General features: G+C 67.9%; 22 protein-coding genes. 7 read left to right on the top strand and 15 right to left on the bottom strand.

Annotated features, from left to right (window positions below; genetic code table 11):
• Positions 1-34 precede the first annotated feature (34 nt).
• Positions 35-532, top strand: a complete 498-nt coding sequence (locus tag OCL97_RS00910; protein WP_377366763.1) for a hypothetical protein — start codon at positions 35-37, stop codon at positions 530-532.
• Positions 533-677: 145 nt separating this feature from the next.
• On the top strand, positions 678-1,484 hold the full coding sequence (mazG, locus tag OCL97_RS00905; RefSeq protein WP_377366761.1) for a nucleoside triphosphate pyrophosphohydrolase: 807 nt from the start codon (positions 678-680) through the stop codon (positions 1,482-1,484).
• 1 nt (position 1,485) lies between these two features.
• Here the strand turns inward: mazG and OCL97_RS00900 are convergent, their stop codons facing one another.
• The 9 genes from OCL97_RS00900 to dusB form a co-directional block, all read right to left on the bottom strand.
• Positions 1,486-1,791, bottom strand: a complete 306-nt coding sequence (locus OCL97_RS00900; RefSeq protein ID WP_377366759.1) for a hypothetical protein — start codon at positions 1,789-1,791, stop codon at positions 1,486-1,488.
• 14 nt (positions 1,792-1,805) lie between these two features.
• Positions 1,806-3,119, bottom strand: a complete 1,314-nt coding sequence (gene hflX / locus OCL97_RS00895; RefSeq protein ID WP_377366757.1) for a GTPase HflX — start codon at positions 3,117-3,119, stop codon at positions 1,806-1,808.
• The gene (gene hfq, locus OCL97_RS00890; protein WP_215340521.1) at positions 3,116-3,364 is read right to left on the bottom strand and encodes an RNA chaperone Hfq; all 249 of its coding nucleotides are present in this window, start codon (positions 3,362-3,364) and stop codon (positions 3,116-3,118) included. The genes hflX and hfq overlap by 4 nt, the downstream gene beginning before the upstream one ends.
• 101 nt (positions 3,365-3,465) lie before the next feature.
• Positions 3,466-4,329, bottom strand: a complete 864-nt coding sequence (locus OCL97_RS00885; RefSeq protein ID WP_305337349.1) for a D-amino-acid transaminase — start codon at positions 4,327-4,329, stop codon at positions 3,466-3,468.
• Positions 4,329-5,720 carry a nitrogen assimilation response regulator NtrX gene (ntrX, locus tag OCL97_RS00880; RefSeq protein ID WP_304777121.1) on the bottom strand — a complete coding sequence of 464 codons (1,392 nt, stop codon included), beginning with the start codon at positions 5,718-5,720 and terminating at the stop codon, positions 4,329-4,331. The genes OCL97_RS00885 and ntrX overlap by 1 nt, the downstream gene beginning before the upstream one ends.
• Entirely contained in the window at positions 5,710-7,947 is a 2,238-nt protein-coding gene (locus OCL97_RS00875) for a sensor histidine kinase NtrY-like (RefSeq protein WP_377366754.1), read from the bottom strand. The genes ntrX and OCL97_RS00875 overlap by 11 nt, the downstream gene beginning before the upstream one ends.
• A gap of 79 nt (positions 7,948-8,026) precedes the next feature.
• Entirely contained in the window at positions 8,027-9,457 is a 1,431-nt protein-coding gene (locus tag OCL97_RS00870; protein WP_377366752.1) for a sigma 54-interacting transcriptional regulator, read from the bottom strand.
• Positions 9,454-10,575: a two-component system sensor histidine kinase NtrB gene (locus tag OCL97_RS00865; protein WP_377366750.1), complete on the bottom strand. Its 1,122-nt coding sequence runs from the start codon at positions 10,573-10,575 to the stop codon at positions 9,454-9,456. The genes OCL97_RS00870 and OCL97_RS00865 overlap by 4 nt, the downstream gene beginning before the upstream one ends.
• Positions 10,572-11,582 (bottom strand): tRNA dihydrouridine synthase DusB, encoded by a 1,011-nt coding sequence (gene dusB / locus OCL97_RS00860; protein WP_377366748.1) that lies wholly within the window; start codon positions 11,580-11,582, stop codon positions 10,572-10,574. Before dusB ends, OCL97_RS00865 begins: the two co-directional genes overlap by 4 nt.
• Before the next feature lie 92 nt (positions 11,583-11,674).
• On the opposite strand from dusB, the gene OCL97_RS00855 reads away from it, so the two are divergent.
• Positions 11,675-12,820 (top strand): bifunctional 2-C-methyl-D-erythritol 4-phosphate cytidylyltransferase/2-C-methyl-D-erythritol 2,4-cyclodiphosphate synthase, encoded by a 1,146-nt coding sequence (locus OCL97_RS00855; RefSeq protein ID WP_377366746.1) that lies wholly within the window; start codon positions 11,675-11,677, stop codon positions 12,818-12,820.
• Here the strand turns inward: OCL97_RS00855 and OCL97_RS00850 are convergent.
• Positions 12,817-15,114 carry a spermidine synthase gene (locus OCL97_RS00850; RefSeq protein ID WP_377366744.1) on the bottom strand — a complete coding sequence of 766 codons (2,298 nt, stop codon included), beginning with the start codon at positions 15,112-15,114 and terminating at the stop codon, positions 12,817-12,819. The two genes, OCL97_RS00855 and OCL97_RS00850, sit on opposite strands and share 4 nt — an antisense overlap.
• Positions 15,115-15,198: 84 nt before the next feature.
• Between OCL97_RS00850 and OCL97_RS00845 the strand changes: the two genes are divergently transcribed.
• On the top strand, positions 15,199-15,690 hold the full coding sequence (locus OCL97_RS00845; protein WP_304777128.1) for a CinA family protein: 492 nt from the start codon (positions 15,199-15,201) through the stop codon (positions 15,688-15,690).
• Here OCL97_RS00845 and OCL97_RS00840 read toward each other — a convergent pair.
• Positions 15,687-16,130, bottom strand: coding sequence for a type II toxin-antitoxin system RatA family toxin (locus OCL97_RS00840; protein ID WP_377366742.1), 444 nt, complete (start codon positions 16,128-16,130; stop codon positions 15,687-15,689). The genes OCL97_RS00845 and OCL97_RS00840 overlap by 4 nt on opposite strands.
• A gap of 3 nt (positions 16,131-16,133) precedes the next feature.
• On the bottom strand, positions 16,134-17,093 hold the full coding sequence (gene lipA / locus OCL97_RS00835) for a lipoyl synthase (protein WP_377366740.1): 960 nt from the start codon (positions 17,091-17,093) through the stop codon (positions 16,134-16,136).
• Positions 17,094-17,246: 153 nt separating this feature from the next.
• Between lipA and OCL97_RS00830 the strand changes: the two genes are divergently transcribed.
• The 3 genes from OCL97_RS00830 (at position 17,247) to OCL97_RS00820 (ending at position 21,252) form a co-directional block, all read left to right on the top strand.
• The gene (locus OCL97_RS00830; RefSeq protein WP_377366738.1) at positions 17,247-18,266 is read left to right on the top strand and encodes an alpha/beta hydrolase; all 1,020 of its coding nucleotides are present in this window, start codon (positions 17,247-17,249) and stop codon (positions 18,264-18,266) included.
• Positions 18,267-18,364: 98 nt separating this feature from the next.
• Complete coding sequence (locus OCL97_RS00825) at positions 18,365-19,921, top strand: AMP-binding protein (protein ID WP_377366736.1); 1,557 nt, start codon at positions 18,365-18,367, stop codon at positions 19,919-19,921.
• A 95-nt stretch (positions 19,922-20,016) separates the two neighbouring features.
• Positions 20,017-21,252 (top strand): acetyl-CoA C-acetyltransferase, encoded by a 1,236-nt coding sequence (locus tag OCL97_RS00820; RefSeq protein WP_304777133.1) that lies wholly within the window; start codon positions 20,017-20,019, stop codon positions 21,250-21,252.
• Here the strand turns inward: OCL97_RS00820 and lpdA are convergent.
• Genes lpdA through OCL97_RS00805 form a run of 3 tightly spaced genes read right to left on the bottom strand, consistent with a single transcriptional unit; the run spans position 21,249 to position 24,475 of the window.
• Positions 21,249-22,658, bottom strand: a complete 1,410-nt coding sequence (lpdA, locus tag OCL97_RS00815) for a dihydrolipoyl dehydrogenase (protein WP_377366733.1) — start codon at positions 22,656-22,658, stop codon at positions 21,249-21,251. The genes OCL97_RS00820 and lpdA overlap by 4 nt on opposite strands.
• Positions 22,658-23,134, bottom strand: coding sequence for a glutathione peroxidase (locus OCL97_RS00810; RefSeq protein ID WP_305761048.1), 477 nt, complete (start codon positions 23,132-23,134; stop codon positions 22,658-22,660). Before OCL97_RS00810 ends, lpdA begins: the two co-directional genes overlap by 1 nt.
• A gap of 9 nt (positions 23,135-23,143) precedes the next feature.
• Positions 23,144-24,475: a pyruvate dehydrogenase complex dihydrolipoamide acetyltransferase gene (locus tag OCL97_RS00805; protein ID WP_377366731.1), complete on the bottom strand. Its 1,332-nt coding sequence runs from the start codon at positions 24,473-24,475 to the stop codon at positions 23,144-23,146.
• Positions 24,476-24,506 lie beyond the last annotated feature (31 nt).

Here is a 24,506-nt window from a genome sequence, read left to right as displayed (position 1 = left end):
CCGCCTGACACTGCTTCATCCTCGGAGCCTGCTCATGCACGTCATTCTTCTTTCTTCCCTCGCCGCCCTGGTTGCGGGTTCGGCCGCGGCCGCGCCGCTCTCCACCGTGGGCAGTGTCGAGGTTTCGGTCTCGCCTGAGCTTCAGAAGAAGGCCGCCGAGGATCTCGGTGTGAAGGATGTCGACCGCCTGGCGGCGGAACTGCGCCGGGACGTCACCCGTGAACTCGAGCGCACCGGGGTGCTGGCCGGCGGTCGCATGGAGCTGGTGCTGACCGATGTCCGGCCGAACCGTCCCACCTTCCGCCAACTCGGCGCCCAGCCCGGCCTGTCCTACGAGAGCTATGGCATCGGCGGCGCCACCATTGATGGCCAGGCGATCTCGGTGACCGGAGAGGTCACCCCGATCCACTTCCAATGGTACGAGAGCGACATCCGCCAGGCCTGGACCAAGAGCACGTGGGCGGATGCGCACTACGCCTTCAATCGCTTCGCCTACCGCTACGGCCGCGGCGAGTCCTACGCCGCGCGTTGAACCGAGCCCTAGCCGGCGGGGCAGCGCGAACATGGCTCGATCTCCCCCCTTGGTGCGAGATCGACCTTGCCTGCCCACGCCGCGCGCGGTCAGATCGCGCCTCGCGGGGAACGGATTTCCGCGTGTGCTCCTGGGATCTTGCGACATGGCGGCGGAACGACCGATCGACAGGCTACTCGCCATCATGGCCCGCCTGCGCGATCCCCAAGGCGGTTGCGAGTGGGACCTGGAGCAGACCTTCGCCACCATCGCCCCCTATACGGTCGAGGAGGCCTATGAGGTCGCCGACGCCATCGAGCGCAACGACCTGACCGACCTGCGGGACGAACTCGGCGACCTGCTGTTCCAGGTCGTCTTCCATGCCCGCATGGCGCAGGAGCAAGGGGCCTTCGGCTTCGACGACGTGGCCGACGCCATTTCCGAAAAGATGATCCGCCGCCATCCCCATGTCTTTGGCGCCGAGGCGCAGCGCACCGCCGCCCAGCAGACTCAGGCCTGGGAGCTGATTAAGGCGGAGGAGCGGGCGGGCAGGGGCCGCAACGAAAGCCTCCTCGACGACGTGCCGTCGGGCCTGCCGGCCCTGACCCGCGCTGTGAAACTCTCGCGACGCGCCGCCACCGTCGGCTTCGTCTGGCCTACCATCGGGGAGGTGGTGGCCAAGCTGGACGAGGAGGTCGGCGAGCTGAAGGTCGAGATCGCGGCCGACGATCGGGAGAAGGCCCGCGCCGAACTGGGCGACGTGCTGTTCGTCGTGGCCAATATCGCCCGGACCCTGGACATCGACCCCGAGGATGCGCTCCGTGCCACCAACGCCAAGTTCGCCCGCCGCTTCCGACACATTGAGAGCGAGTTGAAGGCGCGCGGCAAGACGCCGGACCAGTCGGACCTGGCGGAAATGGACGCACTGTGGGACGCGGCCAAGGCGGCCGAGAGGGCGGCCGCTGCGGAGTAGGCTAGAGGCTGCCCGCGATGATCAGCAGCGCCCATGTTCCCGGGCTCCACAGCAAGGGCCAGATCGCGCCATCGGCGCGGCGGAGGAAGGCGATCCAGGCCAGCACCGGAGCGGCCAGCAGAGCTAGCGGCAGGGTGCCGCCCGCCACAGTCGTGATCACGTCGCGATGGTCCATGATCTGGCTCGGCGACATCCGGGTCAGCGCCACCCATGCCGCGGCCAGCGCCAGGAGCACCTCCAGAACAGACATCACGATCAGGCCGGCAGGCGCCCGGCGCGGGCCGGGTTGGATGGGCACATAGTCCACGGAACGCTCCGGCGTCAGGCCCGCAGGCGGGCCTGCGGGAAGAGTTGCTCAAACTGTCCCAGGGCCTGGGCGCTCAGCTTCACCGCAAGACGCGTGCCACCGTCGTCCTGGGTCTCACGCGCCAGCACTCGCCCATGGCGGTAGAGCCAAGCGACCGCCGCGCCTTGAGCCGCCGTCGCGGTGATCTCGACGGCGGGCGCCTCGTCCACCATCTCGGCGACCAGCGCCAGCAGTTCGTCGCAGCCCTCGCCGGTGACGGCGGAGACGGTGATGGCCGGAGGATTGGCGCGCCGGGCGTCGCCGATCACCCGGTCGCGGTCCTCGGCGTCGACCATGTCCAGCTTGTTCCAGACCTCGATCAGCCGCCGCTCCTCGATCTCCACGCCGAGCCGCGACAGCACGGTGCGCACGTCCTGCGCCTGGGCGTCGGTTTCGTCGCTGGAGATGTCGCGAACGTGCAGGATGACGTCAGCCTCCTTCACCTCCTCGAGGGTGGCGCGGAAGGCTTCCACCAGTTCGTGCGGCAGCTCGGAGATGAAGCCCACAGTGTCGGACAGGATGGCCGGCCGGCCGTCGGGCAGGTCGAGCATCCGGATGGTGGGGTCCAGGGTGGCGAACAGCATGTCCTCGGCCACCACCTCGGCCTTGGTCAGCCGGTTGAACAGGGTCGACTTGCCGGCGTTGGTGTAGCCGACAAGGGCGACAGACGGGTACGGGTGACGCTGGCGCGCGCCTCGCTGAAGATCGCGGGTCCGGCGGACCTCGATAAGTTCCTTCTTCAGCTTGACGATCTTGTCGGCGATCAGTCGGCGGTCGGTCTCGATCTGGGTTTCCCCGGGACCGCCCATCACCCCTGCCCCGCCCCGTTGCCGCTCCAGGTGGGTCCAGGTGCGGACCAGGCGTGACTTCTCGTAGGACAGGCGCGCCAGCTCGACCTGCAGACGGCCTTCCTTGGTCCGCGCCCGGCGGGCGAAGATCTCCAGGATCAGGCCGGTCCGGTCGATGACCTTGACCTTCCAGGCCTTTTCCAGATTCCGCTGCTGCACCGGCGTCAGCTGGTCGTCGACGACCGCCACGTCGGCCTCGGCGGCCTCGATGATGTTGCCGATCTCCTCCACCTTGCCCTTGCCGAACAGGGTGGCGGGCACGCGCTTGCGCAACGGCGCGATGAAGGCGTCAGCGATCACCAGATCCAGGGCCAGGGCAAGCCCGATGGCTTCCTCCAGACGCCCTTCGGCGGTTCGGGACTGGCCCCGTTCGTCACGGACGGGGTGGATGACGATGGCCCCCTGCGGGGGGACTTCGCGATCTATGAGTTTAGAGTTCAATCGGCCTCGTCTTCCGCCGGCTCGTACAACTGCACGGGCTGAGCCGGCATGATGGTCGAGATGGCGTGCTTGTAGACCAGTTGCGACTGGCCATCGCGGCGGAGAAGCACGCAGAAATTATCGAACCAGCTGACCACGCCCTGCAGCTTCACGCCGTTCACCAGGAAGATCGTCAGCGGCGTCTTCGACTTGCGCACGCTGTTCAGGAACGTGTCCTGCAGGTTTTGTTTCTTTTCGTTCGACATGGCTTTTCGCCCTTTGTTCTGGATCGGCGGCCAACACGGCCGCCACACACAAGTTGGACGCTAGACCTCTCTCTGTGACCGACGCAATCGCGCCGTGCTGTTCAGATCGCGGTTGCTCGCGCACGCTCGATATAGAGGCTTCGCAGCTTCATCGCCACTGGCCCAACGGTTCCATCTCCAACCGGTTGCCCGTCGACCGCGACGACGGGCATGACGAGGGTCCCGGCGCCCGTGATGAAGGCCTCCTTGGCGGCGCGCGCCTCATCGGGGGTGAAGGGGCGTTCGTCCACCTTCATCCCCTGCTCCCTCAGGATATCCAGCAGGCTGTAGCGGGTCACGCCGCGCAGGATGTTGGCGTTGGTGGCGCGAGTGCGCACCGTGCCGTCGGCGTCGATGATCCAGGCGTTGGAGGACGAGCCCTCGGTCACCAGCCCCATCTCGTCCACGAACCAGGCCTCGGCAGCGCCGCGTTCCTTCGCTGCCTGCTTGGCCATGGCGTTGGGCAGCAGGCCCACCGTCTTGATGTCGCAACGGCCCCAGCGGTTCTCCGGGGTGGTGATCACCGAGACGCCCTTGGCGGCCTTGGCCTCGGTGGCGGCGCGGTCGATCGCCTTGACCGTGACCACGATGCTGGGCGGGGTGCCTGGATGGGGGAAGGCGTGATCGCGGGGCGCGACACCGCGGCCGACCTGCAGATAGACCAGCCCCTCGCGGATACGGTTCCGCCGCACGGTCTCCTTCAGCACCATGGTCAGGGCCGCCCGGCTCATGGGCATGGCGATCTGCAGTTCGCCCAGGCTCCGCTCAAGGCGGGCGAAGTGCCCCTCCGGATCGGCCAGCTTGCCATCGAACAGCGACCATACCTCGTAGACCGCGTCAGCCAGCTGATAGCCGCGATCCTCGATATGGACGACGGCCTGATCATGACGCGAGAAGCGTCCGTTCACATAGGCGATGCGGCCCATCAGGCGTCCTCTTCTTCCACGGGGCGGGCGCCCGAAAGGCCAAGCGACTTGAGTTTCCGGTGCAGGGCCGAGCGCTCCATGCCGATAAAGGCCGCGGTGCGCGAGATGTTGCCGGAGAAGCGCAGCATCTGGGCGTTGAGGTACTCCCGCTCAAAGACCTCGCGGGCCTCGCGCAGCGGCAGGGCGATGATCCGATCGGCCCCCAGCGACGAACCCTGGTCCGACGGCGAAGAATCGCCCGGCAACATGTCGGCGCTAATGGCTTCGCTGGGGTCGCCTGAGGCCAGGATCAGCATCCGCTCCACATTGTTGCGCAGCTGGCGCAGGTTCCCGGGCCAGGCCTTGACCTGCAGGGTCGCCAGGGCGTCGTCCGCCAGCCGACGGCGCGGCATGCCAGTGGCCTCGCAGATACGCTGGATGAAGTAGTCCACCAGTTCGGGGATATCCTCCCTGTGCTCGGCCAGTCCCGGCACCATCACCGGCACCACGTTCAGGCGGTGGAACAGGTCCTCGCGGAATCGCCCGCCGGCGATCTCCTCGCGCAGATCCCGCGAGGTGGAGGAGACGACCCGAACGTCAACCTGCACGTCGCTGTCGCCGCCCACGCGCCGGAAGCGCTGCTCCACCAGCACCCGCAGGATGCGGCTCTGGGTCTCGAAGGGCATGTCGGCCACTTCATCCAGATAGAGGGTGCCGCCATGGGCGCGCTCGAAGACGCCGATCTTTGCCGGGCGACCGGTCTCGGCCTCTTCGCCGAACAGCTCGAGATCCATCCGCTCGGGGGTCATGCCGGCGGCGCTGATGACGACAAACTCCGCCTTGGCCCGGGCGCTGGCGGCGTGGATCATCCGCGCCACGGTCTCCTTGCCTGCGCCGGGCGGGCCGGCGATCAGGACGCGGCTGTTTGCGCCGGCCAGCTTGGGGATCAGGCTGCGCAGCTGCTGGGTCGCCATCGATCTGCCCACCAAGCCATCGGGCATGATCGCCTGGGTGCGAAGCCGCCGGTTCTCGCGCTTCAGGCTGGTGGCCTCCAGGGCGCGCTCAACGATGAGCAGCAGCTTGTCGGACTTGAAGGGCTTCTCCAGGAACTCGTAGGCCCCGCGCTTTATCGCGCTTACGGCGGTCTCGATATTGCCGTGGCCCGAGATCATGATCACCGGGAAGTCGGCGTCGAGGGTGCGGAGCATGTCCAGCAGCTCCAGCCCGTCCATGCCGCCGCCCTGCATCCAGATATCGAGCACCAGCAGGGACGGCTTGCGGGCCCGGATGGCGGCGAGCGCCGATTCCGAGTCGTTGGCCGTTCGGACCGCATAGCCCTCGTCCGACAGGATGCCGGCCACGAGTTCGCGGATATCGGCCTCGTCGTCCACCACCAGAATGTCAGCCGCCATTGGTCACCTCTAGTCCGTGATCGTCGGTGACGGCGCCTACCCGCGCCGTCGTCGGAAGTTTCAGCAGGACGCGGGCGCCCCTGCCCTGCGTCGCGTCGGTCAGAATCAGCTCGCCACCGTGGTCCTCGAGGATCCGTTTGACGATGGCCAGACCAAGGCCCGTGCCCTTCTCGCGGGTCGTGACATAGGGCTCGGTCAGCCGGTCGCGGTCCTTTTCGGGCAGGCCCACGCCATTGTCCTCGATACTTATGCAGACGCCGGCCGCATCGGAGGTCAGCTCGGCGATGATCCGCCCCTCGGGCTGGGGCTCATCGGCGACCCTGGCCGCGACAGCCTCCGCCGCATTCTTCAGGATATTGGTCAGCCCCTGGGCCAGCATCCGTCCATCGGCCATCAGCACGGTGGGCGGCAAAGGCTCCACCAGGTCGATCTCGATATCGGGGCTCGCCACGCGCTGGGCGAAGACGCCGGCCCGCAACAGCTCCACCAGATCCTGCTCGGCGAACTTGGGCGCGGGCATGCGGGCGAAGGCCGAGAACTCGTCCACCATCCGGCCGATGTCCCCGACCTGGCGTACGATGGTGTCGGTGCAACGGTCGAAGATTTCCAGGTCCTCGGCGGGGACGCCCTTGCGGAACTTGCGCTGCAGGCGCTCCGCCGACAGCTGGATGGGGGTCAGGGGGTTCTTGATCTCATGGGCGATACGCCGCGCCACGTCGCGCCAGGCGGCGTTCCGCTGGGCTGAGACCAGGCGGGTGATGTCGTCGAAGGTCAGGACCAGGCCGCTTTCGCTGCGGCTGGCGCGCACACGCAGGCGGCGCGTCTCCCGATCGCGGTCGACGTCCACCTCTTCCTCGGCCTCGCCGGCGATGCGGGCGTTTTCGGCGATCAGCACGAACTCCGGGGCCACGTCGGCGAGCCTGCGGCCACGCGCGAGAGACGCACCCAAGCCCAGCAGTTCGGTCGCCTGCCTATTGGCGGCCGAAATCCGCCCGTCGGAATCCAGACCAATGACCCCCGCCGACACCTCGGCCAGCACCGTCTCGATGAACTGCCGATCCTGGTCGGCCTCGTCGCGGGCCCGCTGCAGGGCCGCCTGCTGAACCTGAAGATCATGGGTCATGCTGTTGAATGCCCTAGATAATACGGCGATTTCCCCAGGATCCTTGTCGGCGTCAACTCGGGCCGTAAGATCGCCCCCGGCCACCTTGCCCGCGGCCTGCACCAGGCGTCCCACGGGACCGGAAATGGCGTTGGCCGCCGCCATGCCGAGCCACACAGCGCCCACCAGGACCAGCAGGGCGGTCTCCATGTACGAGAGCGCGAACACGGCCTGGATTCGCTGACGGCTTTGGGCGGCCTCGCGATAGGAGACCAGGGATGCATCGGCGTCGGTCAGGTGGTTGATGATCCCCTTCTCAACGGGCTTGGCCACATAGAGATAGGCGTCGGGATAGGCCGTCAGCTTGAAGACCGCCCGCATCAGGTCCGCCGAATCGAAGGCCGGCACCGAGATGTCGCCCTCGTCGGCCGCCTTGAAGCTGCTCTCAGGCGGCGTGACATAGGCGGGCGCGTCGCCGGCCTCGGCGCGGGCGAGCACCCGGCCTTCGCCATCGATCAGATAGGCGGCCGGGAAGGCGTGATACGACGCCTGGTAGGCCAGGAAGTGACTGAAGGTGATGGGGCTGGACTGCAGGGCCGGCGCTGCGCGGTTGAGGTCCACGGCCATCAGGGTCACGTGGTCGCCGATGTAGCGTTTCTGGTCCTCCACATAGGACCGCGCCACCGTGGCCGAGTTCTCCACCACGGTCTGGACCCGCTCGGAGAACCAGTTCTCCACGCCCCGGTTGACCAGCACGCCGTAGAACAGCGCCACGACGACGGCCGGGGCGACGGCGGCGAGCGCGAACATCGCGACGAATCGCAGATGCAGGCGGGCCCCGGCGTCCATCGACCGAGCGTCCAGCAAGGCCACCAGGCGTGTGGCCATGATCGCGGCGAGGCCAAGGATCAGCACCAGATTGAAGCCGAGCAGCACCAGGATGTTCTTGCTGGCGGGCGCCAACGGACCGGTCTCCGGCGGCGACGCGGCGAGCAGGATGGCGACGCCGGTAAGCACCAGGGCCAGGGCGTAGCCGCCGCCGAGCACATAGCGTGACTGAACAGCCCGCCACAGCCGCGCGGCCGGCGCTCGAGGATTCTCGCCGTCGTGGGTCAGGGACGCCATAACGCCGCGACCCTAGGCGGAACTGTGCCTGAGACTCAACAGGTTGTTGCGAGAATGCTTCACATACGCGTCAGGACAGTCAGCGGCGTCCTCGAGCCATCTCCACGCCCAGGTCCTGGATCTTCTTGCGCAAGGTGTTGCGGTTGAGACCGAGGATCTCGGCGGCGCGTACCTGATTGCCGCGCGTGGCGGTGAGGGTCAACTGGATCAGCGGACGCTCGATTTCCTCCAGCACCCGGTCGTAGAGCCCCGCAGGCGGCAGGCCGTCGGGCTGTTCGGCGAAATAGCCGCCCAGGTGGCGCTCCACCAGGGTGGCCAGGGTTACCGGCCCCTCCTGGCCCTGAATCTGCGGCTGCTGGTCGGCCAATTCGCGCTCGACGATTCGGGCGCTGATCAGCTCTTCGGCATAGAGGGCGCAGATCCGGCGGATCAGGTTCTCCAGCTCGCGAACGTTGCCGGGCCAGAAGTGCAGCTTCAGCCTTTCAAGCGCCGCGGCGTCGATGGTCTTGGAGGGCAGGCCCTCGCGGTTGGCGCGTAGTAGGAAGGCGCGGGCCAGATCGGGGATGTCCTCCACCCGGTCACGAAGTGGCGGTAGGCGCAGCGGGGCGACGTTGAGCCGGAAGAACAGGTCCTCGCGGAACAGCCCCTGCTGGATCAAGCCCCGCAGGTCGCGGTTGGTGGCGGCGATGATCCGCGCATTGGGCCGGCGGCCGGTCTTCGGGTTCAGGGCCGGCTCGGAGCCGTCAATGACACGCAGCAGGCGGGTCTGGGCGTCCAGCGGCATATCGCCGATCTCGTCCAGGAACAGGGTGCCGCCGTCGGCCTCGACGAGCTTGCCGTGGTCGCCATCCTCGCGGCCGAAAAGCTCGGTCTCCACCCGCTCGCGCGGCACTGCGGCCAGATTGATGACCACGAACTTGCCGTCCTTGCGGCGTCCCATCTCGTGCAGGGCGCGGGCCACCAGCTCCTTGCCGGTCCCCGACTCGCCGAGGATCAGCACGGTAAGGTCGGCGCCCACCAGGCGGGCGATGGTCCGATAGACGTCCTGCATGGGCCCCGAGCGACCGATCAGCGGCAGGCGCTCGTCGCGCACAGCGCGGGCCTGGGCCTTGGACGCCTCGGAGTCAGCCGGCTTGGCCAGGGCCCGACGCGCCGCCGAGGTCATGTCATCCAGGTCGAAGGGCTTGGAGATATAGTCGAAGGCGCCCACCTCGGCGGCGTTGACCGCCGTCAGCAGGGTGTTCTGAGCGCTCATGACGATGACCGGCAGCTTGGGGCGGTCCTTGCGGATGCGCGGCAGCACGTCGAAGACGTTCTCGTCGGGCATCATCACGTCGGTGACCACCAAGTCCCCCTCCCCGTCCGAGACCCACTTCAGTAGGGTGGTGGCGTTGCCGGTCGCGCGGACCTGGTAGCCAAGGCGGGTGAAGGCCTGACTGAGCACCAGCCGGATCGAGGAGTCGTCGTCGGCGATCAGGATCTTCTTGTTGGCGTTGGCGATCGCGTTCATGCCGAGACGTCCTCTTCAGATGCGATGGGCAGCAGCACGCGGAAGGTCGTGCGACCGGGCTCGGATTCGAAATCGATTAGGCCGCCGTGGCCTGACACCAGCTTGGAGACCAGCGCCAGGCCCAGACCGGCGCCGTTGACCTTGGTGGTGACGAAAGGCTGGAACAGGCTGTCGCGCAGATGCGGCGGGATCCCCGGGCCGTTGTCCTGGATACGGATCTCCAGAGGCGCGCCGCGCAGGGCTTGCCCCTTGGCGGCCCGGACCCGGACGCCGTGACGGTAAGCGGTGTGGATGGTGACCTCGCCGCGGTTGTCGCCCCGGCTGTGGGCCGCCTCCGAGGCGTTCTTCACCAGGTTCAGGAAGATCTGGATCAGCTGATCCTCATCGCCATAGGTCAGCGGCAGCGAGGGGTCATAGAGATCCTTCAGCACCAGGCCGTCGGCGAAGCCGTTGACGGCCAGCGCCCTCACACGGTCCAGAACCTGGTGGATATTGATCGGCGTGCAGACCGGCAGGGCGTCGTCGGAGAAGGCCTCCATGCGGTCCACCAGCCGGCGGACACGGTCGGTCTCGTCGACGATCAGCTGGGCCAGCGGGGTGTCTTCGGCCTTGGCGCCAGCCTTCAGCAGCTGGGCCGCGCCTCGGATCCCCATCAGGGGGTTCTTGATTTCGTGGGCCAGCATGCGGCCGAGACCGACGATGGTGCGCAGGCCGGCGGCCTCAGCCCCCGTGCGCTCCCCGCCCAGGGCGCCACCCTTGACGTGCAGGGTCAGCAGCACAGAGCCATCGCCGAGCGGGGCCGCCGCGCCGTCGGCCTCGAACGAGGGATGGCCGAACAGACTGATTTCCACCCCGCGCTCGCGGACCGGAGCATCCTCCTCCAGGGCCCGATTGAGCAGGGAGACCAGGGCCGAGCCTTCCGGCAGGGCCGCGCCGAAGCGGCCCCGGGTCAGCAGGCTGAGCCCTTGGCCGAAAAGGGCCTCAGCGGCCTCGTTCACCGCCACCAGGGCGCCGTCCCCGTTCACCACCAGGGCTGGTTCAGGGGAGAGGTCGAAGGCCGCAGCCTTCAGGACATCCAGATTTACGCCGCTGCTTGCGGCCCTTGTTTGACTGTTCATGCCGCCAATCTCGTTTGGGGATCGCGCCAGAGCGCAATGAGGCCTTCCTCGACCAGGGCGGGATCCTCCAGGCGGCAGAGCGCGGATCGTGCGACCTGCCTGGCCTCGACCTGCATGGGCCAAGGCGCGTTATCGACATAGGACGCCAGATGCTTGCGGAAGATCCGCAGGCCCAGGCGGTCGCCGTAGAAATTCAGGCTGTCCCGGAAGTGCTCCAGGGCGATGCCCAAGCGGGTCTCAACGTCGGGTTCGACGAAGGTTCCGCCGTTCAACTCGGTCTCGATCTGGGTGGCGACCCAGGGGCGGCCATAGACGCCGCGCCCGACCATGAGGCCGTCGGCGCCGGACTGGTCCAGGGCCTCGCGGGCCGTAGCGCCGTCGACGATGTCGCCATTAACGATCACCGGGATGGAAACCGCAGCCTTCACCGCGCGGACGGCGGTCCAGTCGGCGACCCCCTTGTAGAACTGGCTGCGGGTGCGGCCGTGGACGGTGACCGCCTTGGCGCCGCGCCGTTCCGCCATCGCGGCGATCTCGGGCGCGTTCCTCGACTTGTCGTCCCAGCCTAGGCGCATCTTGACGGTGACCGGGATGTCGACGGCGTCCACCGTGGCGGCGATCAGCGCCTCGGCAAGGTCGGGCTCGCGCATCAGAGCTGAGCCGGACTGGGCGCCGCCGGTGACCTCCTTGGCCGGACAACCGAAGTTCAAGTCGATGATGTGGGCGCCCGCCTCCGCGGCCAGCACGGCGCCGCGCGCCATGTGGACCGGATCACGGCCGACGAGCTGAACCACCATCAGGGGAAGGCCCTCGCCCACTGCGGCGCGGCGCACGACATCGGGCCGGCCCCTGGAGAACTCGGCGCAGGCGACCATCTCGGTCGCCACATAGGCGGCCCCAAGCTTGCTGGCCGCCCTGCGGAACGGCAGGTCGGAAACGCCGGTCATGGGCGCGATCCACGCCCGACCCAACACTTCGATATCCCCGACTGCGAGCGTGTTGCTCATTTTGTAATCAACCCCATCGCCGCCTTTTTAGGCAATTTGTGCGGCGCCGTAAAGCCTAGACAGGACACGATCGCCCTCTAAACAACGTCGCCATGAACTTTTCTGCCGTCGTTGTCGCCGCAGGCTCTAGCACCCGGGCCGGACCAGGGGCGCCCAAGCCCTGGCGCAGCCTGGGCGGACGACCGATTCTGCGCTGGTCGGTCGAGGCCCTGAGCCGCGCCGGAGCCCGAGAAATCATCGTGGTCACAGCGCCTGAGCGCACGGCGGACGCCGATGAGGCCCTCGCAGGTTTGGCGGGTTGGAAAGCCGTCGCGGGCGGGGCCACGCGGGCTGAGTCTGTCCAGGCGGGCCTCGCCGCACTCGCCCCTTCGGACGAAGAAGCGGTTCTTGTCCACGACGCCGCCCGGCCCTTCGTGACCTCCGCCCACGTCCAGAGCCTGCTGGTCGCCCTGGCCGAGGCTGATGGCGCGGTTCCCGCCCTCCCCGTCGCCGACACCCTGAAGCGCGGCGTGGACATCGTCGCCGAGACGGTGTCGCGAGACGGCCTCTGGCGCGCCCAGACGCCGCAGGCGTTCCGCCTCCGCACCCTGAGGCAGGCCTATGGCGCCTGGCCCGCCGACGCGGAGCCCACCGACGACGCCGCCGTGGTGGAGCGCGCCGGGGGCAAGGTGGCCCTGGTCCCCGGCGATCCCCTGTTGATGAAGCTGACCTATCCGGAGGACTTCGCCATGGCCGAACAGCTGGCGGGCGGGCGGCGGATTGTCCGCACCGGCTTCGGGGTCGACGCACACCGCTGGGGGCCAGGCGAGGCGGTCTGGCTTTGCGGGGTCAAGATCGACCACGACCAGACCCTGGTCGGCCATTCCGACGCCGACGCCGGCCTGCACGCCCTGACCGACGCCATCCTGGGCGCCATCGGCGAAGGCGACATCGGCGAGCACTTCCCGCCCACCGATCCCCAATGGAAGGGCGCATCCTCTGACCGATTCCTCGTCCATGCGGCCAAGCTGGTGGCGGCCAAGGGCGGATCGATTCTCAACGTCGACGTCACCCTGATCTGCGAGCGTCCGAAGATCCGCCCGCACCGCGACGCCATGCGCGCGCGCCTGGCGGAACTGCTCGCCCTGCCCCTCGACCGGGTCAGCGTAAAGGCGACCACGACCGAAGGCATGGGCTTCACCGGCCGGGGCGAAGGTCTGATGGCTCAGGCGGTGGCGACGGTGGAGACGCCCGCCTAGGGCAGCCAGTCCCAGCGTTCCTTCATCCGGCCGTACAGGGCGCCCACGAGGTTCGTGTAGTCATCGGTCCAGGGCCGCGCGAGGGTGGGTTCGCTGGGCGTCCAGCGCCGATCGGCCACGAAGGCGGCGAGCGCCGCCTCGTTGCGCGCCACGATCAGGGCGTCCTCCGAAGACTCCCACAGCATGGGCGAGTTCTTGGCCGCGCCATGCCGCTGCAATAGCGCCTCCCCGCCGGCGGCGTAGGCGACCGCCATGGCCGGACTGCGCAGATCCAGGTTTCGGTTCGACAAGTGGAGGATCAACACCCCATCAGGCTTGATGTGGGTCAGGTAGGCCTTCATCGCCTCCACGGTCAGCAGGTGGGCGGGCACACTGTCGGAGGAGAAGGCGTCGATCAGCAGGATATCGAACTGGTTCGTCGGTTGCCGGGCCAGGGTCAAGCGGGCGTCGCCCACCACGTAGTCGATCTGGCCCTTGGCGCATTCCGTCGTGTAGCTGAAGTGTGCTGGGTCGGTGGCGACGCGGATCACCAGGGGGTCGATCTCGAAGAAGGTCAGGTGATCTCCTGGCCGGGTATAGGCCGCTACGGCCCCGGTCCCCAGGCCCACGGCGCCGATCCGCAGGACGCGCCTCTCCCCCAGCCGCTGGGTGAACACCTGGCCGATGGGGGTCTCCGGCGCGTAATAGACCAGGGGACGGCAGCGCCAGCGCGGGTCCTGGGCCTGGGCGCCGTGCAGGGTCGTACCATGCGAGAGCATGCGAACCGTGCCTCCCATCTCGGGCAGTTGCAGCTCCGACTGTCGGACCACCCCGAAGAAGCTGCGCCAGCTCTTCAGTACGTCGACCTTGTCGCCCGCACCCTCCGCCGCCAGCGAGATGATGGTGATGATCCCGAAGAAGACGATGCCGCGGCGGCGCACCAGGAAGGCGCAGACGACGGCCACGGCCAGGGCGACCTTCACGAGCAGCAGCATCAGGTCGTGGCCGGTCATGCCGAGCATGTCGGCGCGGCCGATCTGGCCGGTATAGGCGGCGAAGGTTGCGACCGGCGCCGCGACAGCCGCGAGGCAACCGAGCGCGAAGGTCACCCAGCGCCAGCGCTCGATGGGCCCCTCGCCCCAGGGGCGGACCAGACAGGCCAGCGCCAGGACCAGGGGATACTCCCAGACATTGTTGAAGATCGCGGGGGCGAGGAAGGCGTTGAACCCGCCGCCCACCACGCCGCCGAAGGACATCCACAGATAGAATTCGGTCAGCCGGCTCGGGTTCGGCCGCCGCGCCACCAGGGCCTGGTGGCACATCAGGGCGGTCAGGAAGTAGGCCGAGAGGTGGATGAATAGCTGCAGGAAGAGGTTGCTGGCCTTGAAGGGCAGCAGGGAGGCGCAGGCCGCCACGGCCGCGGCCTGCAGGATCAGCGTCGTGTCTTGCGAGATCGCCGGCTTGGTGGAGAAGGCGATGATGAAGGTGACCAGGTAGAGGGCCAGCGGCACCACCCAGATGAAGGGGGCTGAGGCCACATCCGTCGTCAGGTGGGTGGTGACCCCCATCATCAGGCTGGAGGGGATCGCTGCAAGGACGACCCAGGTCAGCCGGTTGCGCCAGGTAGGCGCGTCGCCGCCGGCCTCGGCGGTCTCGGTCACAACGGGCGCGGGCGCAGCGGGCCCCCGGGTGACGAAATACATCAGCGCGGCCATCAGCAGGATGAAACCGCCGTAGCCCAGGCTCCAGCCCATGGCCTGGGCGTGCAGGCTGGTGAGCGGCTCCACGACGATCGGATAGGCCAGCAGCGCGATCAGGCTTCCGAGGTTGCTGGCGGCATAGAGGGCGTAGGGTTCGGAACCGCTGTCGGCGTGCAGCGTGCGCGCGTGCCAGGCCTGCACCAGGGGCGCAGTGGCCGACAGCACTGCGAAGGGCGCGCCGATCGAGACTGCCATCACCCCTAGCAGCCACAGGGCCGGATGCTCCGAACTGGGCGCGCCAAAGACCCCGGTGACATGCATCGGCAGCACCAGGGCGGCCAGGATCATCGCAGCCAGGTGGATGCCCGCCTGCATGCGGATCGATTGCACGCGCTGCAGCAAATGAGCGTAGCCGTAGCCAACCAGCAGGGCGGTCTGGAAGAAGGCCAGGCTGGTGTTCCAGATCGACGGCCCGCCCCCCAGCAGGGGCAGGACCAGCTTGGCGATCATCGGCTGGACCAGGAACACAAGGCTGGCGCTGGCGAAGATGGTCAGCACGAACAGCAGCGGCGATCGGCCCACGGCGGAGGTTGCGGCGACGTCCTGCGTGGTCATGTTTCGAATCGTCTTGTGTCCGGGGTCGCGGCGATGTTGTGGTCTCGCTTCAACCTTGCCTAGCTGTGTCGGAGTCGCGCGCCCATGTTTTCCCTCGAGATCGAGACCCTCGCGCGCCTGCTCATCGACGAGGCCCGGGAGCGCAACCTGCGTATCGTCACCGCCGAGAGCTGCACCGGCGGCCTGGTGGCCGGCGCCATCTGCTCGATCTCCGGTGCGTCGGACGTGTTCGAGCGGGGCTTTGTCACCTACACCAATCGCGCCAAGCAGGAACTTCTCGGCATTCCGGGCGACCTGCTGGCCGACCTGGGGGCGGTCTCCGAGCCCGTGGCCCGCATGATGGCCGAGGGCGCGCTGGAGGCGTCAAACGCCCACATCTCAGTGGCCATCACCGGAGTGGCGGGTCCGCATGGCGGCACCTCGTTCAAGCCCGTGGGCACGGTCCATATCGCGACGGCGCGGACCAACCACGGCCTGATGCACCGCCAGGAATTCTTCCAGTACGAGACCCGGTCGGAAATCCAGCTGGCCGCCGTGCAGGTGGCGCTGCAGGCGCTACGCGACCGGATGAGCTAGCCGTAGAGCGCCTTCGCCCGAGCCTCGAAGCACGCCATCAGCTTGTCGACGGCGTGTGAGAAGTTCGAGGTCAGCAAGGCGCCCAGCATCTTCGACTTGAACTCGAAGTCGATGTCGAACACCACGCGGGTCCCCTCGCCCTCGGGCTCAAACCTCCACTGGTTGCGCAGGGATTTGAACGGTCCCGAGATCAGGCCGACGTCGATCTGGCGGCCGGCAGGGTCGCGGCGCACGCGGGTGGAGAAAGTCTCCTTCAAGAATGAGAAGCCGACCTTCGCCTCGGCGTCGGTCCAGCTCATGCCCTGGCTGTCGGTGCGGCTGTTCCAGGTACGCATGCCCACGATCCACGGCACGAACTGCGGATAGGCCTCCACGTCGCCAACCAGAGTGAACAACTGGTCCGGCGTGTAGGGCAGAGTTCGGGTGACTTGGTGGCGCAAGACCTAGGCTGCGTCCTTGGCCCGGCGGGCGGCCTGCAGCTTGGCGAAGTCCTCGCCGGCATGGTGCGACGAGCGGGTCAGGGGGCTGGCCGAGACCATCAGGAACCCCTTGGCCCGGGCGATCTCCTCATAGGCGTGGAACTCGTCCGGCGTCACGAACCGGTCGACCGCGGCGTGCTTGCGGGTCGGTTGCAGGTACTGGCCGATGGTCAGGAAATCGATGCCGGCCGAACGCATGTCGTCCATCACCTGCATGACCTCCTCCTTGGTCTCGCCCAGTCCCACCATCAGGCCTGACTTGGTGAACTGTTCGGGGTCGCGCTCCTTCACCCGCTCCAGCAGGCGCAGGGAGTGGAAGTAGCGGGCGCCTGGGCGGATCGACAGGTAGAGGCGCGGGACGGTCTCCAGATTGTGGTTGAAGACGTCGGGCTTGGCGTCGATCACCAGCTCGGCGGCCGAGGCCGGCTTGCGCAGGAAATCCGGGGTCAGGATCTCGATGGTCGTGCCGCTGGCCTGGGCGCGGATTGCGCGAACAACTTGCGCGAAGTGCGCCGCTCCGCCATCGGCCAGGTCGTCGCGGTCCACCGAGGTGATCACCACGTGCTTCAGGCCCATCTTGGCCACGGCGTCGGCGACGCGGGCAGGCTCGGTGGGGTCGAGGGCCTGCGGCTTGCCGGTGATGACGTTGCAGAAGGCGCAGGCCCGGGTGCAGGTGTCGCCCATGATCATCATGGTGGCGTGGTTGATGCTCCAGCACTCGCCGATGTTCGGACAGGCGGCTTCCTCGCAGACCGTGGTGAGGCCGTGTTCCTTCACCAGGGCCTTGGTGACCGAATAGCCCGGTGAGCCCGGGGCGCGGACACGCAGCCATTCGGGTTTGCGCAGCATCGGCGTGTCGGGCCGAGACTGCTTTTCAGGGTGCCGCGGCCTTGCGCCGGTGAGGGTGTCGATAACGGTCGCCATGCCCCCTAGATCGGCGTTCGGGCCGCTTGGATCAAGCCACGATTGAGCAGCCTTGCGCCACAGCGGTGAACTGGGTTCAAAGACGGCATGGTCCGCGCCCTGGCAGTCGCCGCTTTGCTCCTGTTGCTCGCGGCGTGCGGCCGCGGCGACCTGATGGGACCGTTCGCGGAGACCCAGGCGCCGCCGGCGCTCAGCCCCCGCTTCTATCCGCCGGAAGGCTGGGCCTGGGGCTTCATTGAGACCGGCGGCAAACCCGCCCAGCGCTACGGCGTCGCCGCCGGCTGGCGGGCGCCCAGGGCCACGGTCGTGATCCTGCCGGGCTACGGAGAGTCGGCCGAGGCCTGGTTCGAGACCGCCAGCGGCCTGATCCGGCGCGGCTACACCGTCTGGATCCTCGAGAGGGCAGGTCAGGGCGGGTCGGCTCGCTACACCCTGCCCCGCGACCTTGGGTTTGTTCCGAGCTTCGAGCCCGATGTCGCCAATGTCGGCGCCCTGGTCCGGGTGGTGATCCGTCCCCCGGAAACCTCCCCGCTGATCCTGCTGGGCCATGCCGACGGCGCGGTCGTGGCGCTGCGGGCCGTGGAGGCCGGGCTGAAGGTCGATGCCGTGATCCTGTCGTCGCCGGACGTCGCGTCGCGCGCCGTCAGCGCAGACACAGCCCAGGCGCTCGCAGGCCGCGCGGGCCTCGGCCGCCTGCCGTCGACCGACTGGCGACCTTGGAGCCGATCAGCGCCCGACGCGCGCGGCCAGGGCCTCACCCACGACGCCTGGCGCGGGCGGGTTCAGCAGGCCTGGCAGACCGCCAATCCGGACCTGCGCATGTCGTCACCCAGTCTCGGCTGGCGCGGCGCCCACCAGGCCGCCAGCCGCGCGGCGGAGGCCAACGCCGGCGCGGTGAAGGCTGAGGTCCTGATGCTGCTGCCCGACAAGACCACCAAGGAAGCACTCGCGCTCTGCAAGGCCCTGCCCCACTGTCGCTCGGTCGCCGTCCCGGGCGCCTTTGCGGCCCTGCACCTGGAGGAAGACCGCTTCCGTCAGCCCTGGATGGACCAGGTCACCGGCTATATAGCCGCCAGAGTCGAGGCCGAGCGCCAAGCCGAAGTCGCCCCGCCTGCGGCCGAAACCCCGGCCCCGGCCCCGGCTCCAGAGGAGAATTCCCCGCCCCCGCCCTGAAACCGCCTCACGCATTGTAACGTATCCTTGCAATGACGAACCCGGACGATAGGCTTGCGCTCCAAGAACCGGCGATCCGATCGGGGAGGTCTTCGCTTTTGTCGCGTACATTTGATCCGCTTGAGAGCCAGAAGACCCTGTTTGGGGCTCTGCTCGACGCCCGCGCCCAGTTCGGCGCCAAGAAATCGATCCTGGAGGACCAGGAACGCAATCCGCTGTCCTACACCGACATGATCCGGGCCGCCTTCGCGCTCGGACGGAAGATCGCAGCGATCACGGAAAAGGGGGAGCGGGTCGGCGTCATGCTGCCTGCAAGCTCGGCCGCCATCGTCACCTTCTTCGCCCTGCACGCCTTCGGGCGCATCCCCACCATGTTGAACTTCACCTCCGGCATCCGGAACCTGAAGGGCGCCTGCAAGCTGGCCGGGGTGAAGCGGGTGCTGACCGCCCACCGGTTCATCGAGCAGGGCCAGCTCCACGATCTGGTGGACGCCTTGGAGGAGGTCTCGACCGTCACCTACCTGGAGGAGGTGCGTGAGAAGATCGGTCTGGCCGACAAGATCTTCGCCGCCACCGCCAGCGCCTTCCCCAGGGCCTTCCTGGCCGAGACCAAGCCAGACGATCCCGGCGTCATCCTGTTCACCTCCGGCAGCTTCGGCGTGCCCAAGGGCGTGGTGCTGAGCCAGGCCAATCTGGTGTCCAACGTCTACCAGATCGCCTCCCACATCCCGCTGGATCCAGACTGGGTGATGTTCAATCCCCTGCCCACCTTCCACTGTTTCGGCCTCACCGGCGGCGCGCTGTTGCCCATCCTCACCGGCATGAAGGCGTTCCAGTATCCTTCGCCCCTGCACACCAAGGTGATCCCGCCGCTGCTGAAGGATTCCAAGGCCTCCATCCTGCTGGCCACCGACACCTTCCTCAACCAGTACGCCCGGGTCGCCGAGTACGACGAGTTGGCCGGACTGAAGTTTATCGTCTGCGGCGCCGAGAAGGTGCGTGAGGAAACCCACAACCTGATCCGCGACAGCTTCGGCGACGTGCCGGTGCTGGAGGGCTATGGCGCCACCGAGGCGGCCCCGGTGATCGCGGTCAACAAGCCCATCGACAACCGTCGCGGCACGGTCGGCGGCCTGCTGCCTGGAATGGAGACCCGCCTGGAACCGGTTCCAGGCATTCCGGGCGGCGGTCGGTTCTTCGTGCGCGGCCCCAATGTGATGAGCGGCTACCTGCGCCCCGATGGCTCGATCGAGCCCCTGACCGATGGCTGGCACGATACCGGCGACGTGGTGGACCTGTCCGACGATGACTGGGTCACCATCCGCGGGCGGGTGAAGCGCTTCGCCAAGGTCGGCGGCGAGATGGTGTCCCTGACCGCCGCCGAGGATCTGGCCGTCGCCGTCTGGCCCGACAACCGGCACGCGGTCATCGCCATGCCCGACACCCGCAAGGGCGAGCGCCTGGTGCTGGTCACCGACCGGCGCGACGCGGACTCCAGCGCCCTGGTGGCCCACGCCAAGGCCATCGGCGCGTCCGAGCTGAACGTGCCGAAGAAGATCCTCAATGTGCCCGAAGTGCCGGTCCTGGGCACGGGCAAGACCGACTATGTCGCCATCCAGCGCATGGTTGAGGCCGAGGGCCGTCGCGCGGCATAACGCGCAAGAGTCCCTAATCGGCGCTTGGCTGCCGTGGGGGAGCCGGGTCCATCCTGGCTCTCAGAGACGCAAACCTGCCCCGAGAGGAATACGCCATGGCCGAAGCCTGGATCATCGACGTCGCCCGCACCCCGCGTGGCGTCGGCAAGCCTGAGAAGGGCGCCCTGTCGGGTGTCCACCCGCAGCGCATCCTGTCCACGGTCCTCAAGGCCCTGGCCGAGCGCAACAACCTCAACACCGCCGACATCGATGACGTGATCGCCGGCTGCGGCACCCAGTTCGGCAAGCAGGGGTCCTGCATCGCGCGCATGGCGGCGCTGGACGCCGGCTACGCCAACGAGGCGGCGGGCATGTCCCTGGACCGCTTCTGCGGCTCGGGCCTGACGGCGGTGAACCTGGCCGCCATGGGCGTGATGTCCGGCGCCCAGGACCTCGTGGTGGCCGGCGGCGTGGAGTCCATGTCCTACGGCTCGACCCTGAAGCGCCAGGTCGGCCCGACCCTGGACTCCGGCAACGCCCACCTGCGCGCCATTCACCCGCAGCCGCACCAGGGTGTCTGCGGCGACGTCGTGGCGACCCTGGAAGGCTTCACCCGCGAGGACGTCGATGCGCTCGCCCTCGAAAGCCAGCGCCGGGCGGCTCACGCCATCGCCAACGGCTATTTCGACCGCAGCCTGATCACCGTCTACAATGACGACGGCAGCGTCGCCCTGGACCGGGAGGAGTATCCCCGCGCCGGCACGACCGCCGAGGGCCTGGCCGCCCTGAAGGCCGCCTTCGCCAGCCTCTATGACGTGCCGCTGGACGAAGAGGGTCTCAGCTTCCGCAAGCTGGTGGAAGCCACCTATCCCGACCTGAAGATCAACCACGTGCACCATGCCGGCAACTCGTCGGGCGTGGTGGACGGCGCCGGCGCCGTGGTCATCGCCTCGCCGGAATACGCCCGCGCCCATGGACTGAAGCCGCGAGCCCGGATCCGCTCGGTCTCCACGGCGGGCGACTCGCCGGAGTTGATGCTGAACGCGCCCGGCCCCGCGGCCCGCAAGGCGCTGGCCAAGGCCGGCATGACCATGAAGGACATCCAGCTGGTGGAGATCAACGAGGCCTTCGCCGTGGTGCCGCTGAAGTTCATGCGCGACCTGGACGTCGATCCTGCGATCGTCAACGTCAATGGCGGGGCCATCGCGCTCGGTCACCCCATCGGGGCCACGGGCGCCATGATCCTGGGGACCCTGCTGGACGAGATGGAACGCCGCGACCTGTCGGTCGGCATGGCCACCCTGTGCGCCGCCGGCGGCATGGCCCCGGCGGCGATCATCGAGCGGATCTAGATATGTAGCACCCGCCCATAGGCGTCGAGCGAGGCCTCATGCATGGCCTCGCTCATCGTCGGGTGGGGGAAGACGGTGGCGATCAGTTCCGCCTCGGTGGCCTCCAGGGTCATGGCCAGGGCGAAGCCCTGGATCATTTCGGTGACCTCGCCGCCGATCAGGTGGGCGCCGATCAGGGCGCCGGTCTTCTCGTCAAAGATGGTCTTCACGAAGCCCTCGGTCTCGCCGGAGGCGATGGCCTTGCCGTTCACCCGGAACGGGAAGCGGCCCACCTTCACGGCGATGCCCTTCTCCTTGGCCGCGGCCTCGGTGATCCCCACCGAGGCGATCTGCGGGGTGGAATAGGTGCAGCCGGGGATCGGGGCGTTGAGGTTGGAGGGCGCCAGGCCCGCGATATGCTCGATGCAGTGGACACCCTCGTGGCTGGCCTTGTGGGCGAGCCAGGGCGGGCCTGCGACATCGCCGATGGCGTAGAGCCCAGCCACGCCCGTGGCGCCGTGGCTGTCGGTGACCACGTGAGTTCGGTCGATCTTCACGCCCAGGGATTCGAGGCCCATGTCCTCGACATTGCCGACGATGCCGACGGCGACGATGGCCACCTCGGCCTCCAGGACTTCTGAAGTTTGGGCGCCGCTTGCAGTGATGCGGACCCCCCCGGATTTCGGCTTCTCGACCTTTTCGACCTGGGCTCCAACGCGGAATTTGATACCGCGTTTTTCGAAGGCTTTCCGGGCGGTTGCGGAGACTTCCTCATCTTCCACGGGAAGGATGCGCGGCAGGGTTTCGATGACCGTCACGTCGGCCCCTAACGCCCTGTAAAAGCTGGCGAATTCGATGCCGATGGCACCCGACCCGATGACGATCAGAGATTTGGGCGCCGATTTGGGCGCCATGGCCTCGCGGTAGGTCCAGATGCGGTCGCCGTCCGGCTCCAGGCCCACGGCCGGGATAGTGCGGGCGCGGGCCCCGGTGGCCAGGATGACGTGCTTGGCGGTGAGGGTGCGCGCGCCGCCGGCCTTCAGGGCCACGACGACCTTGGGGGCGGGACTGCCCTTCTCAAGCCTGGCGGTCCCCTCCACCACCTCGATCTTGTGCTTCTTCATCAGGAAGGCGACGCCGGAGTTCAGCTGGGCCGCCACCTTGCGGGAGCGCTTGATGATGCCGGTGAAGTCGAAGGAGGCCTTCTCCACCTTGATGCCGTAGTCGGCCAGGTGGGAGAGCTGCTCATAGGCCTCGCCGGTCTTCAGCAGCGCCTTGGTGGGGATGCAGCCCCAGTTCAGGCAGACCCCGCCCAGGGCTTCCTTCTCGATGATGGCGGTCTTCAGGCCAAGTTGGCTGGCGCGGATGGCGGTGACATAGCCCCCAGGGCCGGAGCCGATGACGATCAGATCGAAGGTGTCGGCCATTACAGCAGCGCCTCGATGGCGCTTTCCAGCGACTTGGGTTCGACGGTAGGGGCGAAGCGCTCCACCACCTGGCCCTTACGGTCGACCAGGAACTTGGTGAAATTCCACTTCACATTGGCGGTGCCCAGCAGCCCCTTCTTCTCCTTCTTCAGATAGGCGAAGAGCGGGTGGGTCTTGGGGCCGTTGACGTCGATCTTGGTCATCATCGGGAAGTCGACGTCGTAGGTCAGGGCGCAGAAGCTGGCGATCTCCTCGGCGTTCCCCGGCTCCTGGGCGCCGAACTGGTTGCAGGGGAACCCCAGCACCACGAAGCCCCGGTCCTTGTACTTGGTGTAGAGCGCCTCCAGCCCCTCGAACTGCGGAGTGAACCCGCACTTGCTCGCGGTGTTGACGATCAGGACCACCTTCTCGCGATAGTTGGACATCGGCGTCGCCTTGCCCTCCAGGGTCTCGGCGCTGAAGTCATAGATGCTCATGGCGCGCTCCTAGACGATCATCGTGATGGGATCTTCGATCAGGATCTTGAAGGCCTGCAGCCAGCGAGCGCCGATGGCGCCGTCCACCACGCGGTGATCGCAGGTCAGGGTCACCGTCATCACCGTGGCGATGGCCAGTTGGCCGTTCTTCACGACCGGGCGCGGCTCGCCCGCGCCCACCGAGAGGATCGCGCCCTGGGGCTCGTTGAGGATCGAGGCGAAGGCCTTGATCCCGAACATGCCGAGGTTGGAAATCGAGAAGGTGCCGCCCTGGAATTCCTCGGGCTTGAGCTTGCGGGTGCGGGCCCGGGCGGCCAGGTCCTTGGCCTCGGTGGCGATCTGGGCCAGGCCCTTGGTCTCGGCCGCGCGGATGATGGGCGTGATCAGCCCGCCGTCGATGGCGACGGCCATGGCGATGTCGGCGTGGTGATGCAGGGCGATGCCCTCGGGCGAGTAGGAGGCGTTGGCCTCCGGCACCTGCTTCAGGGCGATGGCGGCGGCCTTGATCACCAGGTCGTTGACGCTGACCTTGACGCCCTGGCTCTCCAGCATGGCGTTGATCTTCACCCGTCCGGCCAGCAGGGCGTCGATCTCCAGGTCGATGGTGAGGGGGAAGTGCGGCACGTCGCGGAAGCTGTCGGTGAGCCGCCGGGCGACGGTCTTACGCATGCCGTCCAGGGGCACGAGGTCGTAGGAGCCGTCAGGAATGCCCATCTGAGCCAGGCTCTGCACCTGACGCGGGGCCGACGCCGCCGCGCCGCCAGTGGCCGGGGCCTTCGCCGCGCCGGGGGTCGCGCCCTCCACGTCACGCTTGATGATGCGGCCGTGGGGCCCGGAGCCCTTCAGGGCCGACAAGTCGAGGTTCTTCTGGGCCGCGATCCGCCGGGCCAGCGGCGAGGCGAAGACGCGCGTTCCCTGCCCTTCTCCCCTTGCGGGAGAAGGTGGCCGGTCGGAGACCGGTCGGATGAGGGGTTGGGCTCCCGCCTCAGCGCTAGCTGCAACTGGCTTTCCGGACGGTTCTGAGAGACCCCTCATCCGACCCTGCTCCGCAGGGCCACCTTCTCCCGCAAGGGGAGAAGGAGAAGGCGCCGCCGCCTCGCCCTCGCCGGACAGTCTGGCGATCGGCGAATTGACCTTCACGTTCTCCGTGCCCTCGGGGACCAGGATGTCCTCGATGGTCCCCTCGTCGACGGCCTCGACCTCCATGGTCGCCTTGTCAGTCTCGATCTCGGCGATGACGTCGCCGGACTTCACCACATCGCCCTTCTTCACATACCACTTGGCGAGCGTGCCCTCCTCCATGGTGGGCGACAGCGCGGGCATCAGGATCTCGGTCGACATGGGTCAGGCGCTCGGGCGGTTGTGGGGGGCG

The organism is Phenylobacterium ferrooxidans (genome assembly GCF_042714595.1).
In the GTDB taxonomy this organism is placed as follows: Bacteria; Pseudomonadota; Alphaproteobacteria; order Caulobacterales; family Caulobacteraceae; genus Phenylobacterium; species Phenylobacterium ferrooxidans.
The sequence above is the reverse complement of the archived record's forward strand: the minus strand, read 5'-3'. Positions and strand labels throughout refer to the sequence as shown.